Source organism: Prauserella isguenensis (assembly GCF_014191605.1).
GTDB lineage: Bacteria > Actinomycetota > Actinomycetes > Mycobacteriales > Pseudonocardiaceae > Prauserella > Prauserella isguenensis.
In genome coordinates this window covers 307,802-323,534 of the sequence record NZ_JACHWU010000002.1, presented here as the reverse complement: position 1 = coordinate 323,534, position 15,733 = coordinate 307,802, and the positions used below count along the sequence as shown (strand labels likewise).

The 15,733-nt window shown below is 72.6% G+C and carries 11 protein-coding genes; 5 read left to right on the top strand and 6 right to left on the bottom strand.

Annotated features, from left to right (window positions below):
- Positions 1-32: 32 nt before the first annotated feature.
- From FHS23_RS09950 to FHS23_RS09935, 4 genes are all read right to left on the bottom strand, one after another.
- Positions 33-740: an ABC transporter ATP-binding protein gene (locus FHS23_RS09950; RefSeq protein WP_183652089.1), complete on the bottom strand. Its 708-nt coding sequence runs from the start codon at positions 738-740 to the stop codon at positions 33-35.
- Positions 737-1,471: an ATP-binding cassette domain-containing protein gene (locus FHS23_RS09945; RefSeq protein WP_183652086.1), complete on the bottom strand. Its 735-nt coding sequence runs from the start codon at positions 1,469-1,471 to the stop codon at positions 737-739. The genes FHS23_RS09950 and FHS23_RS09945 overlap by 4 nt, the downstream gene beginning before the upstream one ends.
- Complete coding sequence (locus FHS23_RS09940; RefSeq protein WP_221219315.1) at positions 1,464-4,061, bottom strand: ABC transporter permease; 2,598 nt, start codon at positions 4,059-4,061, stop codon at positions 1,464-1,466. Before FHS23_RS09940 ends, FHS23_RS09945 begins: the two co-directional genes overlap by 8 nt.
- A 234-nt stretch (positions 4,062-4,295) precedes the next feature.
- Positions 4,296-5,687, bottom strand: a complete 1,392-nt coding sequence (locus FHS23_RS09935; RefSeq protein ID WP_183652083.1) for a sugar porter family MFS transporter — start codon at positions 5,685-5,687, stop codon at positions 4,296-4,298.
- Positions 5,688-6,030: 343 nt separating this feature from the next.
- Between FHS23_RS09935 and FHS23_RS09930 the strand changes: the two genes are divergently transcribed.
- Entirely contained in the window at positions 6,031-7,014 is a 984-nt protein-coding gene (locus tag FHS23_RS09930; protein ID WP_183652080.1) for a LacI family DNA-binding transcriptional regulator, read from the top strand.
- Positions 7,015-7,038: 24 nt separating this feature from the next.
- Here FHS23_RS09930 and FHS23_RS09925 read toward each other — a convergent pair whose 3' ends face one another.
- A complete protein-coding gene (locus FHS23_RS09925) occupies positions 7,039-8,265 on the bottom strand; it encodes an HAD-IA family hydrolase (RefSeq protein ID WP_221219314.1) in 1,227 nt (408 codons plus the stop codon).
- A 148-nt stretch (positions 8,266-8,413) separates the two neighbouring features.
- Between FHS23_RS09925 and FHS23_RS09920 the strand changes: the two genes are divergently transcribed.
- Together FHS23_RS09920 and FHS23_RS09915 are read left to right on the top strand one after the other, a co-directional pair.
- Positions 8,414-9,757 (top strand): FGGY-family carbohydrate kinase, encoded by a 1,344-nt coding sequence (locus FHS23_RS09920; RefSeq protein WP_183652075.1) that lies wholly within the window; start codon positions 8,414-8,416, stop codon positions 9,755-9,757.
- A gap of 58 nt (positions 9,758-9,815) precedes the next feature.
- Positions 9,816-10,700 (top strand): tagatose-bisphosphate aldolase, encoded by an 885-nt coding sequence (locus tag FHS23_RS09915; RefSeq protein WP_183652072.1) that lies wholly within the window; start codon positions 9,816-9,818, stop codon positions 10,698-10,700.
- Between the two features lie 60 nt (positions 10,701-10,760).
- On the opposite strand, the gene FHS23_RS09910 is transcribed toward FHS23_RS09915, so the two are convergent.
- Entirely contained in the window at positions 10,761-12,200 is a 1,440-nt protein-coding gene (locus tag FHS23_RS09910; RefSeq protein ID WP_343053796.1) for a KamA family radical SAM protein, read from the bottom strand.
- Positions 12,201-12,370: 170 nt separating this feature from the next.
- On the opposite strand from FHS23_RS09910, the gene FHS23_RS09905 reads away from it, so the two are divergent.
- Both FHS23_RS09905 and lnt read left to right on the top strand, forming a co-directional pair.
- Positions 12,371-13,951 carry an amidohydrolase gene (locus FHS23_RS09905; RefSeq protein WP_246382036.1) on the top strand — a complete coding sequence of 527 codons (1,581 nt, stop codon included), beginning with the start codon at positions 12,371-12,373 and terminating at the stop codon, positions 13,949-13,951.
- Positions 13,952-14,078: 127 nt separating this feature from the next.
- Complete coding sequence (gene lnt, locus FHS23_RS09900) at positions 14,079-15,605, top strand: apolipoprotein N-acyltransferase (protein WP_183653730.1); 1,527 nt, start codon at positions 14,079-14,081, stop codon at positions 15,603-15,605.
- Positions 15,606-15,733 lie beyond the last annotated feature (128 nt).

Sequence of the window (15,733 nt, the reverse complement as noted above, 5' to 3'; positions counted from 1 at the left end):
CGGTATGTCGAATCAGGTGGGGCGGTCGGCCGTCACCGCGGAAGGGAAGCTCGGGCGACGACACCGTGGGCGAGGTCGAGTCGGCGGTCGGCGAGCGCGTGCACGGCGTCGTCGTGGGTGGCGACGAGCACCGCGCCGCCCTGGTCGGCGTGGGCCCGCAGCTGGGACAGCACGGCCGGGGCGGTGCCCGCGTCGAGATGGGCGGTCGGCTCGTCGGCGATGAGAACCGCCGGACGTGGTGCGAGCGCCCTGGCCAGTGCGACGCGCTGCTGCTGGCCGAACGACAGCTCGGGCGGGTACCGGTCGGCCAGCCCGTCGACGAACAACGCCTCCAGCAGTTCCGTCGTCCTCGCCTGGACGGCCGCGGCGGGTACGTCCGTCAACCGCAACGGCAGGGCCACGTTCTCGCCCGCGGTGAGTTCCTGCACGAGACCGAGCGCCTGGGGCAGGAGTGCGCACCGCTGCCACGGCACGTCCGCCGTGACGGGTTCGCCCACGATCCGCACGGAACCGGCGTCGCCCGTGTCGAACCCCGACAGCACGGCCAGCAGGGTGCTCTTGCCGGAGCCGGAACGGCCCGCGACCGTCACCAGCTCGCCCGCGGCGACCGTGAGGTCGACGCCGCGGAGCACGTCGACGTCACCGCCGGGGTGCGGGAACCGGCGCCGGAGGCCCGCGGCCTCGAGCGCGTGCTCGCCCGCGGTCCCGGTGCTGCCGGTGGCGAGGTCGGTGGCCGTCATACCGTGTCGTGTCCTTTCTCCGCTTCCGCCTCGTCCGCGACGGCGTGGAGCGCACCGTCGCGGAGCCGGACGACGCGGGTGGCGAGGTCGATGAGCCGGCCGTCGTGGGAGGTGACCACGACGGTCAGGTCGCGGTCGGCGAGCCGCCGGAGCACGTCGAGCACCCGGGTGGCGGACGTGTCGTCCAACTGCGAGGTCGGTTCGTCGGCGAGGATCACCGGGGTGCGGCGAGCCAGCGCACAGCCGAACGCGAGTCGTTGCTGCTGTCCGCCCGAGAGCGCGGTGACGCTCCATTCGCCGGTGCCGTCGAGCCCCAGGTCCTCGAGGACGTCGCCGAGCTCGTCGTCGGGGTAACGATGCCGGCCCGCCGACTCGGCGGCGGCGCGGAGATTGCCCGCCACCGACAGCTGGGGCAACAGGTTGTCGACCGGGTTCTGGAACACGAGGCTGATCCGGCCACGGCGCAGGGCGCGGCGGCGCCGGTGGGAGAGCCGGGCGAGGTCGGTGCCGTCGAGCTCCACGGTGCCGCGGTCGGGACGTTCGAACAACCCGAGAACCCGCAGCAACGTCGACTTCCCGGAGCCGGACGGGCCGGCGAGGACGGTCATGCCGGTGGAGGGGATGTCGAGGGTGATGTCCCGCGCGCCGGACACGGGCCCGGCGGGGGTCGGGTAGTCGACGCACACCGACCGGAGGCGGTAGGCGGGAGTGGCGGTCGGGGATTCAGGCACGGAGCAGCTCCGCGGGGGTGGTGGTGCGGGCGGAACGCACCGCGAGCAGGGCCGTCAGCAGCACTACGACGGTGCTGACGGCGACCACGCTCACGATCAGTCCTGCGAGGTCCGGCAACTCGGGTACGGGCGCGAGCCAGCGGACGGGGTCGAACCGGCGCACCGAGATCGCCGCCACCGTCACGCCGGTCGCCACGCCCGCGACCGTGGCGAGTCCGCCGATCGCGCCGAGCTCGGCCAGGTGACTGCGCAACAGCGTGGCCGGGCGCATCCCCATCCGCACCAGCAGGGTGGCCGCGAGGGCGTTCTGTCTGCGGCGGGTTTCGACGGCCACCACCAGAGCCAGGATCGCGACCACGGCCAGTACCAGACCGAGCAGCGTGACGAACGAGAACGTCCAGTCGACGACGTGGAAGGGCAGGGCGTCGAGGACGTCGGCGCGGCTCTCGGCGTTCGGGTGCACCATGCCGGCGTCGCTGAAGGCGCGGGTGAGGTCCCGGAGCGGTCCGGACGAGAGCACCGTCCACTGCGGAACCTCTGCGAGTTGCGCGTCGGTGAGCGCGTCGCGGGAGACGACGTAGCCGGGTTCTCCGCTCAGCAGCGGGAACGTGTCGAGGTCTGCCGCGACGTCCAGGGGCGGCAGACCTGCCACCTCGGGCGGGGCCGCCGGGTGCGCCCCGACGCGGAGCGCGGGGAGCTGTCGGCCGTCCGGCGCGGAAATGCGTTCCAGGAGCGCGCGGAGCCGGGCGTCGTCGAACGTGCGCGTCCAGGCGACGCCGGTGAAGGTTTCGGGGTCGACCACGGCGACGGTGGGCTCGCCCGCGGTGTAGTTGAACCGGCCGACGAGCGAGGTGCCCGTACGGGCGCCCGCAGGCAGTGGCGTCTCACCGGTCCCGACACTTCGTCCGACGTCCACCGACGACTCGGCCCCGACGTACATGCCCGTCTTGTTCTCGAGGGCCCCGCGCTGTCCTTCCGACACGCCGGTGCCCACAGCCAGGGTGCCGACGGCGAGCATCGTGACCACCAGGACGCCGACCACGGCGGCGCGGGCGCCGGCGAGGCGGCGGATCGCCAGCTGCAGCGGGGGCCGCGACCACAGCCGTGCCCGATGCGACAGCCGCAACAGCACGAACGCCACCCGGGCCGTGACGATCCCGACCGTGAGCACCACCGCCACGGGATAGGTCAGGGCCAGCGGATCGACCTGGGGCAGCGGGTCCCCGAGCCGTGACGTGCCGCCGTACTCGGCGAGCCGCAGCCAGCCCGCCCAGGCCACGGCGGCGGTGCCGAGTTCCCACGGCACGTAGGCGGGCAGTCGGCTGCGGAGCCGGCGGCTCGCGGCGCGGCCGCGCTGGAACTCGCGGTGCGCGCGGAGCGCCACGATCGAGACCAGGAGCAGCAGCGACAGCGCGAGCGCAGCGCCGCCACCGGCTGCCGCCGCCCAGGTTTCCGCCGACTCGATCGTGCCGGGTGGCCCGTAGGCGGGCAGCAGCACGCGGGCGAGCAGGATGCCCGCCGCGCCGCCGAGTGTCACGGGCAGCCCCAGTTCGGCGAGCGCCAACAGTCCGACCGCACCGGGGCCGTGGCCGCGGGCGGCGAGCAGCCTGATCACGGCGTAGCGGCGCTGGTACCACTGCACGCCCAGCATCCCCGCACCGGCGCAGCCGACGAGCACCGCCAGGATCGCCAGCGGAAGGATCGACAGGCCCACGTTCGACTCGGCCCGGCCCGCGAGGTCGATCGATCGTTGGAAGGGGACCGAGCCGTGCACCAGGTCGGCGTGCCCGCGCGCCCGCAGGTCGGCGTCGACGTCGGCGATCAGGGCGCGGGCTCGTGCGGCGCGGTCCTCCGCCTCGTCGAGGGTCGACGGCGGGGGCGCCCGGAAGCTGACGACGGTGCGCTCGAGGCGGTCGAAGTGCGTGACGGCCCGGTCGAAGGCGTCCCGGTCGGTGGCGAAGACGATCGCGCCGGTCTCGATGTGGTCCACGAGCCGGTTGGTGATCGTCATGTCGCGGGCCGAACACCACGGGCCGGGTGCGGGCAGGCGCAGATCCCGGTAGACACCGGTGGTGGGCGGCAATGCGCCGCCGTGCGCGCGAGTACCGAGCGGCATGTTCTCGGCGTCGGCGAGTTCGGAGCCGACCCAGAGCCCGGAGTCGCGCGTGCCGCGCAGCAACTCCAGGTCGTCGACGCCGCCGTCGCGGTAGGCGAGCCGGAACCGGTACGTCTCGTCGCCGAACTCGGCGGCTCCCACCGGTGTGTACAGCCCGACGACGGGACGTCCGAACCCGTGCTCGGGCGCACGGGTGCGCACCGTGTCGGCCACGAGGGCAGCCTCCGACGGGGTCAGCGAACGGGCGTTGAAGAACGGGCCGTACTGGTCCTCGCAGACGCTGCCGGCACGGTCGGCGATCGCCGCGCCCGCGGCGGCCGAGGTATGCAGTGACGTGGCCGTGGCGAGAAAGCAGGTGAGCAGTGCGGTCGCCGCCGTGATGAGCACGACCAGCGGACTCGACAGCGCGGCCCGCGGGGCCGTCCGCCACGCGAGAGGCACCCGCGAGCGCCTCGGCCGTCGTCTCTGCCGCATGGCGGGGAACTGTAGTGCGTCGCAGCCCGGGAGACGGGACAATCGCCCGGATTGTTACCGGAGGCGGAGCGAGACGCGGAGGCGGAGCGAGACCCGGTGCCCGATCTGATGGTCGACCTCGTCGTCTCGCTCGACGGCTATGCCGCTCGGCGCGGCACCGTGGAACAGACCTCGCGGGCGGGAACGCCGGCGCGCGAGGTGAGTACCCCACACGCGCCGGCGTTCCCGCCCGTGTCAGCTCGCGACGGTGGTGCGCTCCGCGGGCGTTCCGTTGAGCTGGGCGTCGACCTCTTCGAGCGTGCGGCCGCGAGTTTCGGGCAGTCGCCGGTGGAGGAACAGCAGGCCGAGTCCACCCAGGACCGCGTACAGCCAGAACAGCCCGCTCGGTGACAGCGCGTTGATCGTCGTCAGCACCGTGACCGAGATCAGCAGGTTCAGGATCCAGTGCGTCGCCAGGCCCGCACTGCCGGCCTTGCCGCGCACCTCGGTCGGGAAGACCTCACTGTTGACCAACCACATCGCCAATCCGAGGCTCGCCGAGAACGAGGCCTGGTAGATCATCAGGAACGTCAGCAGCACGCCCGCCCAGACGCCGCCGAGGTCGGTGAAGGCGTAGACGGCGCCGATCACCACGAGCGACAGCACCACGAGGGCCGTGCCGCCGAGCACCAGGGGGCGCCTCCCGATCCGGTCGACGAGCAGCAAGCCGACGAGCGTGAAGCCGACGTTCGCGACACCGAGGCCGACCGACGACAGGATCGCGGCGGAGTCGCCGAACCCGGAGCCGGTGAGCAGTGTCGGGGTGTAGTACGTCACCGCGTTGACACCGACCAGCTGGTTCGTCGCGGCGACACCGACGCCGAGGATGATGCCGGGGCGGAAGCGGGACGAGAGCAGGTCCCGGAAGGTGTGGCGGCTCTCGGCCTGCATGGCGGCGGTGATCTCGGCGACCTCGTCGTCGACGGCGTCCGCGGATCGGGTTCGCCGCAGCAGCCTGCGTGCCTCCTGCTCGCGGCCCTGGGAGAGCAGCCATCGCGGACTCTCGGGCAGCATCGGCAGCGCCACCAGCATGATCACGGCGGGTACGGCCGCGACCGCGAGCATCCAGCGCCAGGCCTGCGAATCGGACAGGACGTAGCCGGTGACGTACGAGATGAGGATGCCCGACGAGATCATCAGCTGGTTCACCGACACCAGCCGGCCGCGCAGGTGGGCGGGTGCGATCTCGGCGATGTAGGCGGGAACCGCGACCGAGGCCGCGCCGATCGCGAGGCCGAGCACTATCCGCGCCGCCAGCAGGATCGTCGTCGACGCCGCCAGCCCGGAGGCGATCGCACCGACGAGGAACAGCACGGCGACCGCGAACAACGTCCGGCGCCTGCCGAGCCGGTCCATGATCGCACCGCCCGCTGCGACACCGATGATCGCGCCGACCAGCAGGGACGCGACGACGAACTCCTTCGCCTGGTCGCTGAGCCCGAACTCCGGCCCGATGTAGAGCAGGGCCGCGGAGATGATGCCGGTGTCGTAACCGAACAGTAGGCCACCGAATGCCGCGATCACCGTGGCGCCCGTACCCGCGCTTCTGCGCGGGCGGGCGCTGCCGACGACAGCGCTGTCGTTCATCTGTCGACTCCCGTTGTCTCGTTCCCGCATCGCGATGATCCGCGACGTCTGGAGGCCGGGCGCATACACCCGCCCGGATGGGTGCGGCTGCCACGCGGTGGCCGCACCGGCACAGTAGACGGCGTCATGTCACCGATGTCAAGATTCAGAACGTCACCGGTGACATAGCCGGTGACGACACGGGTTCCGTCGCGGCGGTCACCGCGTCGCAGCGGTCGCCAGGTCCGGGCGGGACGTGTCCCGGGGATCGGAGGTCCGAACACCGGCGCCCGGAATCGATACACTGCGCCGGAAGCCGATGTGCCCAGCGCGTCCCCTCGTCGAAAGGTCCGGCCCGAAACTCATGACCACGATGCGAGATGTCGCTGCGCTCGCCGGAGTGAGCGCGAAGACCGTGTCGCGTGTGTTCAACAACGACGAGCACGTGTTGCCCGAGACCAGGGCGCGTGTCGAGCTGGCGATGCGGGAGCTGAGCTACGTCCCCAACGCGGTGGCCACGACGTTCCGCAACGGCCGGGCTCCGGTCGTCGGTGTCGTCGTGCCCGACCTGCTCGACCCGTTCTTCGCGGCCGTGGCCGAAGCGGTGAACCTGGTCGCCGTGGAGCACGGCATGTCCACCATGGTCACCACGATCGGCGAGGACGGCGAGCAGGAGGGCAAGCTCGTCGGGCGGCTGCTGTCGCAGTCGCTGAGCGGCCTGGTGATCGCGCCCGTCGCGACGGACAACTCGTACCTCTCACGGTGGTCCGACCGGCTTCCCATCGTGTTCGTCGACCGCGCCCCCGGCGGCGTGTCCGCCGACGCGTTCCTCGAGGACGACGAGGGCGGCGCCCGTATGGGCGTGGCGCACCTGCTCGAGCACGGGCACGAACGGATCGCGTTCGTCGCCGACATCTCCGACGTCCCCACCGGCAGGAGCAGACTCCGCGGCTACCGCGCGGCGCTGGCCGACCACGGCCTCGACCACGACGAGGCCTACGAGATCTTTGGTGTCGTCGACAGGGCGAGCGCGGCCGACGCCGTCGCGAGGTTGACCGCTCTGCCGGAGCCGCCGACGGCGATCTTCTCGTCCAACGCCCGCAGCAGCATGGCTCTCGTACCGGAGCTGCGAGACCACGCGTTCGCGGTCGTCGGTTTCGGCGATTTCCCGATGGCGGACATGGTCACGCCCGCGATGACGGTGATCGACCAGGACCCCGCGTTGCTCGGCGACCACGCCGCCAGGCGGGTGTTCGAACGCCTGGAGCACCCCAAGCGCCGATTTCGCAGGCGCACGGTGCTCGGGGTGCGCCTGATCGAACGTGAGTCGTGCGCCGCGGCGAGGTGACCGCGCCGGCTCGGTGACACGCCGTCAGCCGGCCTCCGGCGCCGCCAGGTGGACACCGGCGTCATCGACGGAGGCGGTGAGCCGGTCGAGACCGTCCACGAGCAGGTCCGCCGCGGCAAGCTCCCCCGGGGCGACCGTGCCGAGTACACCGATCACCGCACAGCCCGCCGCGCGCGCTGCGGCGACCCCGGCGGGTGCGTCCTCCACGACCAGACACCGTTCGGGCGGCACACCCAACCGGCGTGCCGCGAGGAGGTAGGGCTCCGGATCCGGTTTGCCGGTGTGCACGTCGTCGGCCGTGACGAAGACCGGCGGTGGTGTGATGCCGACGGCGTCGAGCCGGGCGCGGGCGATCGCGGGCGTGCCTGAGGTCACCAGGGCGTGCCGTGCCGCGGGCAGCGAGTCGAGGAGCGTGCGGGCGCCCGGAATCTCGCTCACCGCGGGGGCGTCGTCCACTTCGAGGCGTTCGATGTGGCGCATCCCGGCGGCCGCCTGGTCCCCGGGCAGCACCTGCTCGATGAGGGCGCGCGCCGGGCGGCCGTGGTTCCGCGCCACCGTGGCCGGAGGGATGCCGAAGTCTCGGGCCAGCCGTTCCCAGCACCGCAGGACCGATCCGGTCGAGTCCGCCAGCACACCGTCCACATCGAACAGGACCGCGTCGAAAGGCCCGTCGAACACCGGTGCGCCGGGGTCGAGGGCGGTGCGATGCCCGAGGGCGCGCCGCACCCGGAAGTGCTGCTGCGGCGGCGTCAACTCCGCGTCGATGCCGATATGGGGGACGGCGGGCCGCACGGGTGCGGGGTCGGCGGCCCGGTGTGTGTCGCGGGACGCGCCGCGGCCGGCGCGCCTGCGTGCGAACAGTTCGGGGTCTCCGCGCAGATGCACCATGCGCAGTTCGGCGGGGGCGAGTGCCGCGGTGAGCTCCTGCCACGCGGGTCCGCCCGTGAGTTCGGCGGTGAACGGTGCGACGAGCACGGCCGCGCCCGCCGACGCGACCACGTCGGCGGCGGTGCTGCGCAGGGCCGCGTACCGGGCCGCTCGGACGGCGTCGCCGTGTGGCGGGCACAGCCAGTGCTCGGTGAACACGGGTCCGTGCAGCCGGTCCAGCAGCGGTGTCGTGAGCGCGTCCAGGTCCAGTAGGGGAACCCGGAGTTCGGTGGCCAGGTTGCGAGCGAGGGTCGTCTTCCCGCTGCCGGCGGGGCCCGAGACGCCGATCACGAGCGGCCGGGTGGTTTGACAATGCGACGCCATGCTCCCGATGATAGCCGCGGTACGTCACCGGTGTCATGACTCGCTATGTCACCGGAGTCATAAACCGGTGGCGCGGCACCCGAGCGAGGCGTCGTCGGGTGCACGGACGTCATCGGAGTCAACGGCGAATGCGGGAAGGGGCGGGTCGATGAGCGGCGGCCTTGTGGCGGGGATCGACCTCGGGAGCACCGGCATCAAGATGTTGGTCGTCGACGACGACGGAACGGAGCTGGCGCTCGAGCAGATCCCGACGCCGTGGCGGCACGGGTCCGGCGGCACGACCGACCTGCCCGTCGACAGTCTCGAGGCGGCGCTGCACCGGCTCGTCGACGGGGCGGCCGAGCGGCTGGCCGCCCGCACCGACCGGAGGATCGACGCCGTCGCGGTGTCGGGCATGGGGGAGAGCGGGGTGCTGCTCGACCCGTCGGGGCGGGCCGTGGCTCCGGCGTTCGCGTGGTTCGACCCGCGCGGTGCCGACCAGATTCGGGCTTTCCCCGACGAGATTCGCACCGAGTTCGCCGGGCGCACCGGGTTGCCGCTGGGCTCGCAGACGTCGGCGGCGAAGCTGGCGTACCTGCGCGACGGCGGCGTGCGCCTGGCCGGGCTCCGCTGGGTCAACCTTCCCGAGTTCGCCGCGATCGTGCTGGGTGGTCGCCCCTCGCTGGAGGCGTCACTGACCTCGCGCACGGGACTGCTCGATCAGGACACCGGCGAGCCGTGGGACGCCATGCTCGCCGAGCTGGGCGCGGACGACGGGCTGCTCGCGCCGATCGAGCCCGCGGGCACCGACCTGGGTGCCGTGTCGGGAGAGTTCCCTGCGTCGGTGGCGGGTGCGCGGATCGCGGTCGCGGGCCACGACCACCTCGTCGCCGCCGAGGCGGACGGCGCGATCGGGCCGGGGCACTACCACGTGTCGATGGGCACGGCCGAGGTGTTGCTGCGGGTGATCGACGAGCCGCTCGGGTACGCGGCGCGCACCCGGCTCGCCGGGCACCTGATCAACGAGGTGCGGCACGTCGCGGGTGGCAAACACGTGCTCGTCGCCGGGGTGAAGACCGGTCTGCTGCTCCGGCGGGCGATGCAGACGTTCGGCATCACCGACCGCGACGGCCGCGACCGGCTCGACGACGCTGTGATGGCGCTTCCCTACGAGGGCGAACTGCCCGCGGGTGGACTCGAGGTCTCCGGTGCCCGCAACGACGACGGCGACCTCGCCGTCACGGTGCGGACCGACGGTGCCGGCCCCGCCGAGGTGTTCGGCGCCGTGCTGCGCCACAGCAACGACGAGATCCGCGCGCTCATCGCAGCGCTCGACCGGGAAGTGCCGCCCGCCACGTCGGCGACGCTCACCGGCGGCTGGGCGGGCATGCGCAGCGTGCAACGTGCCCGCGCGGAAGTGCTGCCGCAGCTGACGGTGTCCGACCGAGCGCAGGAGACCGCGTTCGGCGCCGCGCGTGTCGCCGCGGGCCTGCTGCCCGCCCCGGTGCCCTGAGGTCTGCCTCGGAGACCGAACTCCACCCCGAGACCGCACCAGAACACAGGAGGAAAGAATGAACACCCTGACGACGTCCGAACGCCGCGGTCTCGCCGCGATCTCCACGCCGGCCGGGCGAATGCTCATCGTCGCCGCCGACCAGCGCAACGGCATGAAGAAGGCCATGGACGACGCCCCCGACGGGCCGTCCGGGATCGACACCGGCGAACTGGCCGCGGCCAAGAGCGATCTCGTGCGGCATCTGGCGAACCAGGCGCCCGCGATCCTGTTGGACGCCGAGGTCGCACTGCCGGGGGTGGTCGACGACGGGACACTCGCGAGGGACACCGGTCTGGTCGTGGGGATGGACGCGTCGGGCTACGAGACGGTCGACGGGTTGCGGTACACGCAGTACGTGCCGGGGGTGACGGCACGTCGGGTGCGCGACCTCGGTGGGGACGTGGCGAAGATGCTGTTCTACACCCGGCCGGACCGGCAGGGGCCGGACTCGGCCGTGGCGGGTCAGATCCGCGAGCTGGTGCAGGCGTGTGCCGACGAGGGCGTGCTGCTGATCGTCGAGTTGCTGACCTACCGCCTCGAGAACGAGTCCGAAGAGGACTACGCCGCGAAGTTCCCGGGGCTGGTGGCCGACGGCGCCCGACTCGCCGTCGCATGCGGCGCGAAGGTGCTCAAGCTGCAGTATCCCGGTTCGGCCGAGGCATGCGCCGAGGTGACCTCCGCGGCTGCGGGCGTGCCGTGGGCCGTGTTGTCGGCCGGCGTGGACCACGAGACGTTCATCGGGCAGGTGAAGGTCGCGGTCGACGGCGGTGCGAGCGGCGCCATGGCGGGCCGTTCGCTGTGGAAGGACAGCCTGTCGATCTCCGGTGACGTTCGCCGGGAGCGGCTGACCGGCCGCGCCCTGCCACGGCTGCGTGAGTTGGAAGCCGTCGTCGACGCGTGAGGTGAGTCGAGGGGCGGGCGGTGGCGCGGAGCGCGGGGCCGCCCGCCCCTCTCGGGCGCCTCAGCCGCGCTCGGTCCACCAGGCCCGGCCCGCCTCGGGCAGGGTCGAGATGGGGTCGTAGTACGGATAGCGCCGTTCGAGGGCCTCCGGGTCGTCCAGTTCGATGCCGGTGCGGTAGTTCTTCGTCCAGTACGAGATGCCGCGTTCACGGTCGTACTCGGCGAGCTGGTGCACCCACCGTTTGCCGACGTAGGGCACGTCGCACACGATCCGCGGCGTGGCGTAACCCGGCAGGTAGCCCATGATCGCGTGCTGCAGGTGCTGCGCCTCGGCGACCGAGAGCCGCCAGTGTTCGGCGTTGGGGATCATGTCGCACATGTAGAAGTAGTACGGCAGGATGTTCGCCTCGCCCTGCAGCGCGAAGCACAGGTCGAGCAGCGACGCCGGTGTGTCGTTCACCCCGCGCATGAGCACGCCCTGGTTGCGCACGTCGCGCACGCCGACCTCGAGCGCCGTCCGTGCCGCCTCGGCGACGAGCGGGGTCACCGACTGGGCGTGGTTGACGTGCGTGTGGATCGCGAGGTTGACCCCCTGGCGCCGTGCCGTGCCTGCGACCCGCTCGAGTCCTTCGACGACCTTGGGCTGCAACCAGTGCTGGGGAAGGCCGGCGAGGGCTTTGGTGGCGAGGCGGATGTCCCGCACCGTCTCGATGTCCAGCAGCCGCATGAGGAACGCCTCGAGCTGGTGCCAGGGCACGTTCGCCACGTCGCCGCCGGAGACCACGACGTCCCGCACGCCGGGGGTGCGCTTGAGGTAGTCGACGATCTGGTCCTGCCGGTCGACCGGTTTGAGTTCGAGCTTGTGCTTGTCGATCTGCTCGGTCGAGTTGCCGACGAGGTCCATGCGGGTGCAGTGGCCGCAGTACTGCGGGCAGGTCGAGAGCAGTTCGGCGAGCACCTTGGTGGGGTAGCGGTGGGTCAGCCCCTCGACGACCCACATCTCGGCCTCGTGCAGCGAGTCCCGTTCCGAGTGCGGGTGGCTCGGCCACCGCGGATCGCGGTCGCTGCGCACCGGCAGCATGTAGCGCCGGATCGGGTCGGCGTAGAACTCCTCGGTGACCTTCTCCGGGTCGGTGCCCGCGAGCGGCGCCATCGTGTTGAGCATCTGCGGCGGGAGCAGCATCGACATGGTGGCCATGTCGCGCTGGTCGGCGGCCAGGTCCTCGAAGAACCGGTCCTCGACCAGGTCACCCAGCACGGTGCGGAGCTGTTTGAGGTTGCGGACGCAGTGGACCCGCTGCCACTGGGCGTCGCGCCATTCGGCCTCGGTCACGTCGCGCCAGCCGGGGAAGCGGCGCCAGTCCGGTTCGGTCAGTTCGGCGCGCCGGTACTCGTAGGGCTGTTCGACGCCGTGTCCCTGTTCGACGCTGCGCTGCCCTGCCTGGTCGGTGGCGTGCGCGGACGGGTGTGTGCCGGCAGCAGGCTCCTGGGTCGCAGTCACATCTGCTCCTCAACTCGCGGTTACGTTGAAATTATCCTGTCATATCGCGGAATGGATGCAAAGATTCTCGCCGCGTTGGTCGTGGCACACTGCCGGACGTGACGAGTTCTTCCGCTGAATCCGCAGGTCCCCCCGCCGCAGGCCGCACGACGGCAGGCCCTCGCACGACCCTGCTGCTCGGCGGGCACATCCACACGCCGGCATCCAGCGACGCCACGGCGATGGCGGTCACCGACGGCACGGTCGTGTGGGTGGGGCAGGACGGCCCGGGGCGCGCACTCCACCCGGACGCCGAGGTGGTCGAACTCGACGGCGCGTTCGTCACCCCGGGCTTCGTCGACGCCCACGTGCACGCCACCAACGCGGGACTGCACCTGGCGGGCGTCGACCTGGCCCGCGTCCGCGACGCGGGTGAACTCCTCGCCGCCGTCCGCCGCGCCGCCACGCCCGGCGAGGTGCTGATCGCGCACGGCTGGGACGAGACGGCCTGGGCGGACCCGCGACTGCCGAGTCGGGCAGAGCTGGACGAGGCGGCAGGCGGCGCGCCCGTGTACCTGAGCAGGGTGGACGTCCACTCGGCGCTCGTGTCCAGTGCGCTGGTCGACCGCGCCCCGGGGATCCGGCAGCTGCCCGGCTGGTCCGACGACGGCCCGGTGACCCGCGAGGCGCACAGCGCCGCGATCACCGCCTCCCGCACGGCCCTCGGACCGGAGCACCGCCGTCGCGTGCAGGAGACCTTCCTGCGCGCCGCCGCAGCCCACGGCATCGTCTCCGTCCACGAGAACGCCGCCCCCGGCATCTCGAGCGAGGAGGATCTGCGCGGGCTGCTGGACCTGGCGTCGACGCCCGGGCTGCCCGAGGTCGTCGGCTACTGGGGCGCACGCGGACAGGACGCCGTCGACACGGCTCGCAGGCTCGGCGCCCGCGGCCTGGCGGGCGATCTGCTCGTCGACGGCTCGCTGGGGTCCCGCACCGCGGCCCTGCACACGCCCTACGCCGACGCCGACACCACCGGCAACCGTTACCTCGACGCCGACGAGATCGCCGACCACATCGCCCTGTGCACCGATGCGGGACTCCAGGCCGGCTTCCACGTCATCGGAGAGGCGGGCGTCGGCGAGGTCGTGGAAGGCTTCCGCCTCGCGGAGAAGCAGGTCGGCCGGCGGGCCCTCGCCGGAGCCAAGCACCGGCTCGAACACGTCGAGATGATCGACGCGCAGCAGGCCGACGTCCTCGCCGGTGTCAACGTCGCCGCGTCGATGCAGCCACTGTTCGACGGCAACTGGGGCGGAACCGACGGCATGTACGCGACCCGGCTCGGCGCCGACCGTGCCGCCGGGCTGAACCCGTTCGCCACACTGGCGGCCGCCGGGGTGGCGCTCGCGTTCGGCTCGGACGCACCGGTCACGCCGCTGGCGCCGTGGGAGAGCGTGCGTGCCGCCGTGCACCACCGCACCCCGGGATCCGGGATCTCCCCGCGCGCCGCGTTCAACGCCCACACGCGGGGCGGCCACCGCGCCGCGGGCATCCAGGACGGGGTCACCGGGTCGCTCGTACCCGGCGCGCCCGCCCACTACGCGATCTGGGAACCGGTGGAGCTCGTCGTCGCGGCACCGGACAGCCGGGTGCAGCGGTGGTCCACCGATCCACGAGCCCAGGTCCCCGGACTGCCGCCGCTCGACCCCGAGGCGCCGCTGCCGACGTGCCTGCGCACCGTCCGCGCCGGTGAGGTCATCCACTCCCGTGACTGAGTCGAGCCAACGGGCCGCGCCCGCGACCGCGGCGGCCGCCGAGCCGGTGGCCGAGGAGACACCGCGTCCCGACACCGGAACCGGCACCGACGGCGCGTCGGACGCGGGCCGCACCCGGTGGGAGCGGATGCGGCCGGTACTGGGAAGGCTCGCCCTCGCCGCCGTGTCCGGCGTGATGTTGTTCCTGGCCTTCGCCCCGCGAGAGCTGTGGTGGCTGGCGCCCGTGGCGTTCGCCGGGTTCGGCCTCACGCTGCACGGCAGGCGGTTGTGGGCCTCCGCCGGCTACGGGCTCGTGTTCGGCCTGGCGTTCAACCTGCTGCACCTGGTGTGGATCCAGGACTTCCTCGGCGTGGAGTTCGGCCCCGGCCCGTGGCTGGCGCTGTCCGGGGTGATGGCGCTGTACGTCGCCGTCGCCGCCGGGCTGATGTCGTTCGTGGGGTGCATCCCGGGAGCGCCGGTGTGGCTCGCGCTCGTGTTCCTGCTGCAGGAGTACGCCCGGTCCCGCTGGCCCGCCAACGGCTTCCCGTGGGGCCGCATCGGGTTCAGCCAGCCCGACGGTGCCTTCACCCCGCTCGCGTCGATCGGCGGTGCACCGCTGGTCGGCTTCGCGGTCCTCACGTCGGGCTTCGGCCTCGCCTGGCTCGTCGTGCACGTGCGCAACGGTCGTCGGGATGGGGCGGGCCTCACCCGCACCGCGGCGTACGCACTCGTCCCGCTGCTGGCGGGGCTGGCGCTCTGGCCCACCGTCGGCACCGGCGCCGAGACGGGCCGCCGCACCGTGGCCGTTGTCCAGGGCAACGCGCCCAACGCGGGCATCGGCCTGCTCGGACAACGCGCGACCATCCGCGACGGCGCCCTCGCCGAGAGCGAGCGGCTCGCCGCGCGCATCGACCGCGGCGACGTGCCCAGGCCCGACCTGGTCGTATGGCCGGAGACCACGGTGGACGTCGTCGGCGGCAGGGACGCCGAGGTGAGCGCCGCGGTCGACCGCCTGGGAGTGCCCACGCTCGTCGGCTCGCTGTACCGGACCGACTCCGGCAGGACCGACAACGCCGTCGTCGCGTGGCGTCCCGGCGACGGCCCGGGCGAGCGGTACACGAAACAGGAGCTGGTGCCGTTCTCCGAATACGTGCCGATGCGGGCGATCGCCGCGTGGTTCACCCCGTTCGTCGGCAACACGCGGGACATGCGCTGGGGCGACGAACCCGGCGTGTTCGACATCGCGGGCACGCGCGTGGGCACCGCGATCTGTTACGAGGCCGCCTACGACTACCCGTCCCGCGATGCGGTCGACGCCGGCGCCCGCATGATCGTGCTGCCGACGAACAACGCATGGTTCGGCGACGGGGAGATGACCTACCAGCAGCTGGCGATGGCGCGCCTGCGCGCGGTCGAGCACGGCCGTGCCGTCGTCGTCGCGGCTACCAGTGGCGTGAGTGCCGTCGTCGAGCCGGACGGTACCGTCACGCGGCAGACGGAGATGTACACGGCCGGCTCGCTGGTCGCCGACGTGCCGCTGCGGGAGACGACTACGCTGGCGGACCGGTTCGGCCCGTGGACCGAACGCGTCATGCTCGGCGCGGCGGTCTGCGCGGTGATCGCCGGAGTCGCCCTGCGGCGCCGTCCGGCCGGAACCACCGGCGACGACGCCTGACGGCGGCAGGCCGGACCGTACACACGTCACGGAGGCAGCACCGGGCGCAGCCCGGAACGGCCACGACGCGGTGGCCGGTGAACCACGGCGCGCCGCAGGCCGGCGACGCCGCAATCGACAGGGGAGAC

Coding starts and splice junctions, on each gene's coding strand:
- FHS23_RS09950 (WP_183652089.1), bottom strand. CDS start 740: ATGACGGCCACCGACCTCGCCACCGGCAGCACCGGGACCGCGGGCGAG.
- FHS23_RS09940 (WP_221219315.1), bottom strand. CDS start 4,061: ATGCGGCAGAGACGACGGCCGAGGCGCTCGCGGGTGCCTCTCGCGTGG.
- FHS23_RS09935 (WP_183652083.1), bottom strand. CDS start 5,687: ATGAACGACAGCGCTGTCGTCGGCAGCGCCCGCCCGCGCAGAAGCGCG.
- FHS23_RS09930 (WP_183652080.1), top strand. CDS start 6,031: ATGACCACGATGCGAGATGTCGCTGCGCTCGCCGGAGTGAGCGCGAAG.
- FHS23_RS09925 (WP_221219314.1), bottom strand. CDS start 8,265: ATGGCGTCGCATTGTCAAACCACCCGGCCGCTCGTGATCGGCGTCTCG.
- FHS23_RS09920 (WP_183652075.1), top strand. CDS start 8,414: ATGAGCGGCGGCCTTGTGGCGGGGATCGACCTCGGGAGCACCGGCATC.
- FHS23_RS09915 (WP_183652072.1), top strand. CDS start 9,816: ATGAACACCCTGACGACGTCCGAACGCCGCGGTCTCGCCGCGATCTCC.
- lnt (WP_183653730.1), top strand. CDS start 14,079: ATGCGGCCGGTACTGGGAAGGCTCGCCCTCGCCGCCGTGTCCGGCGTG.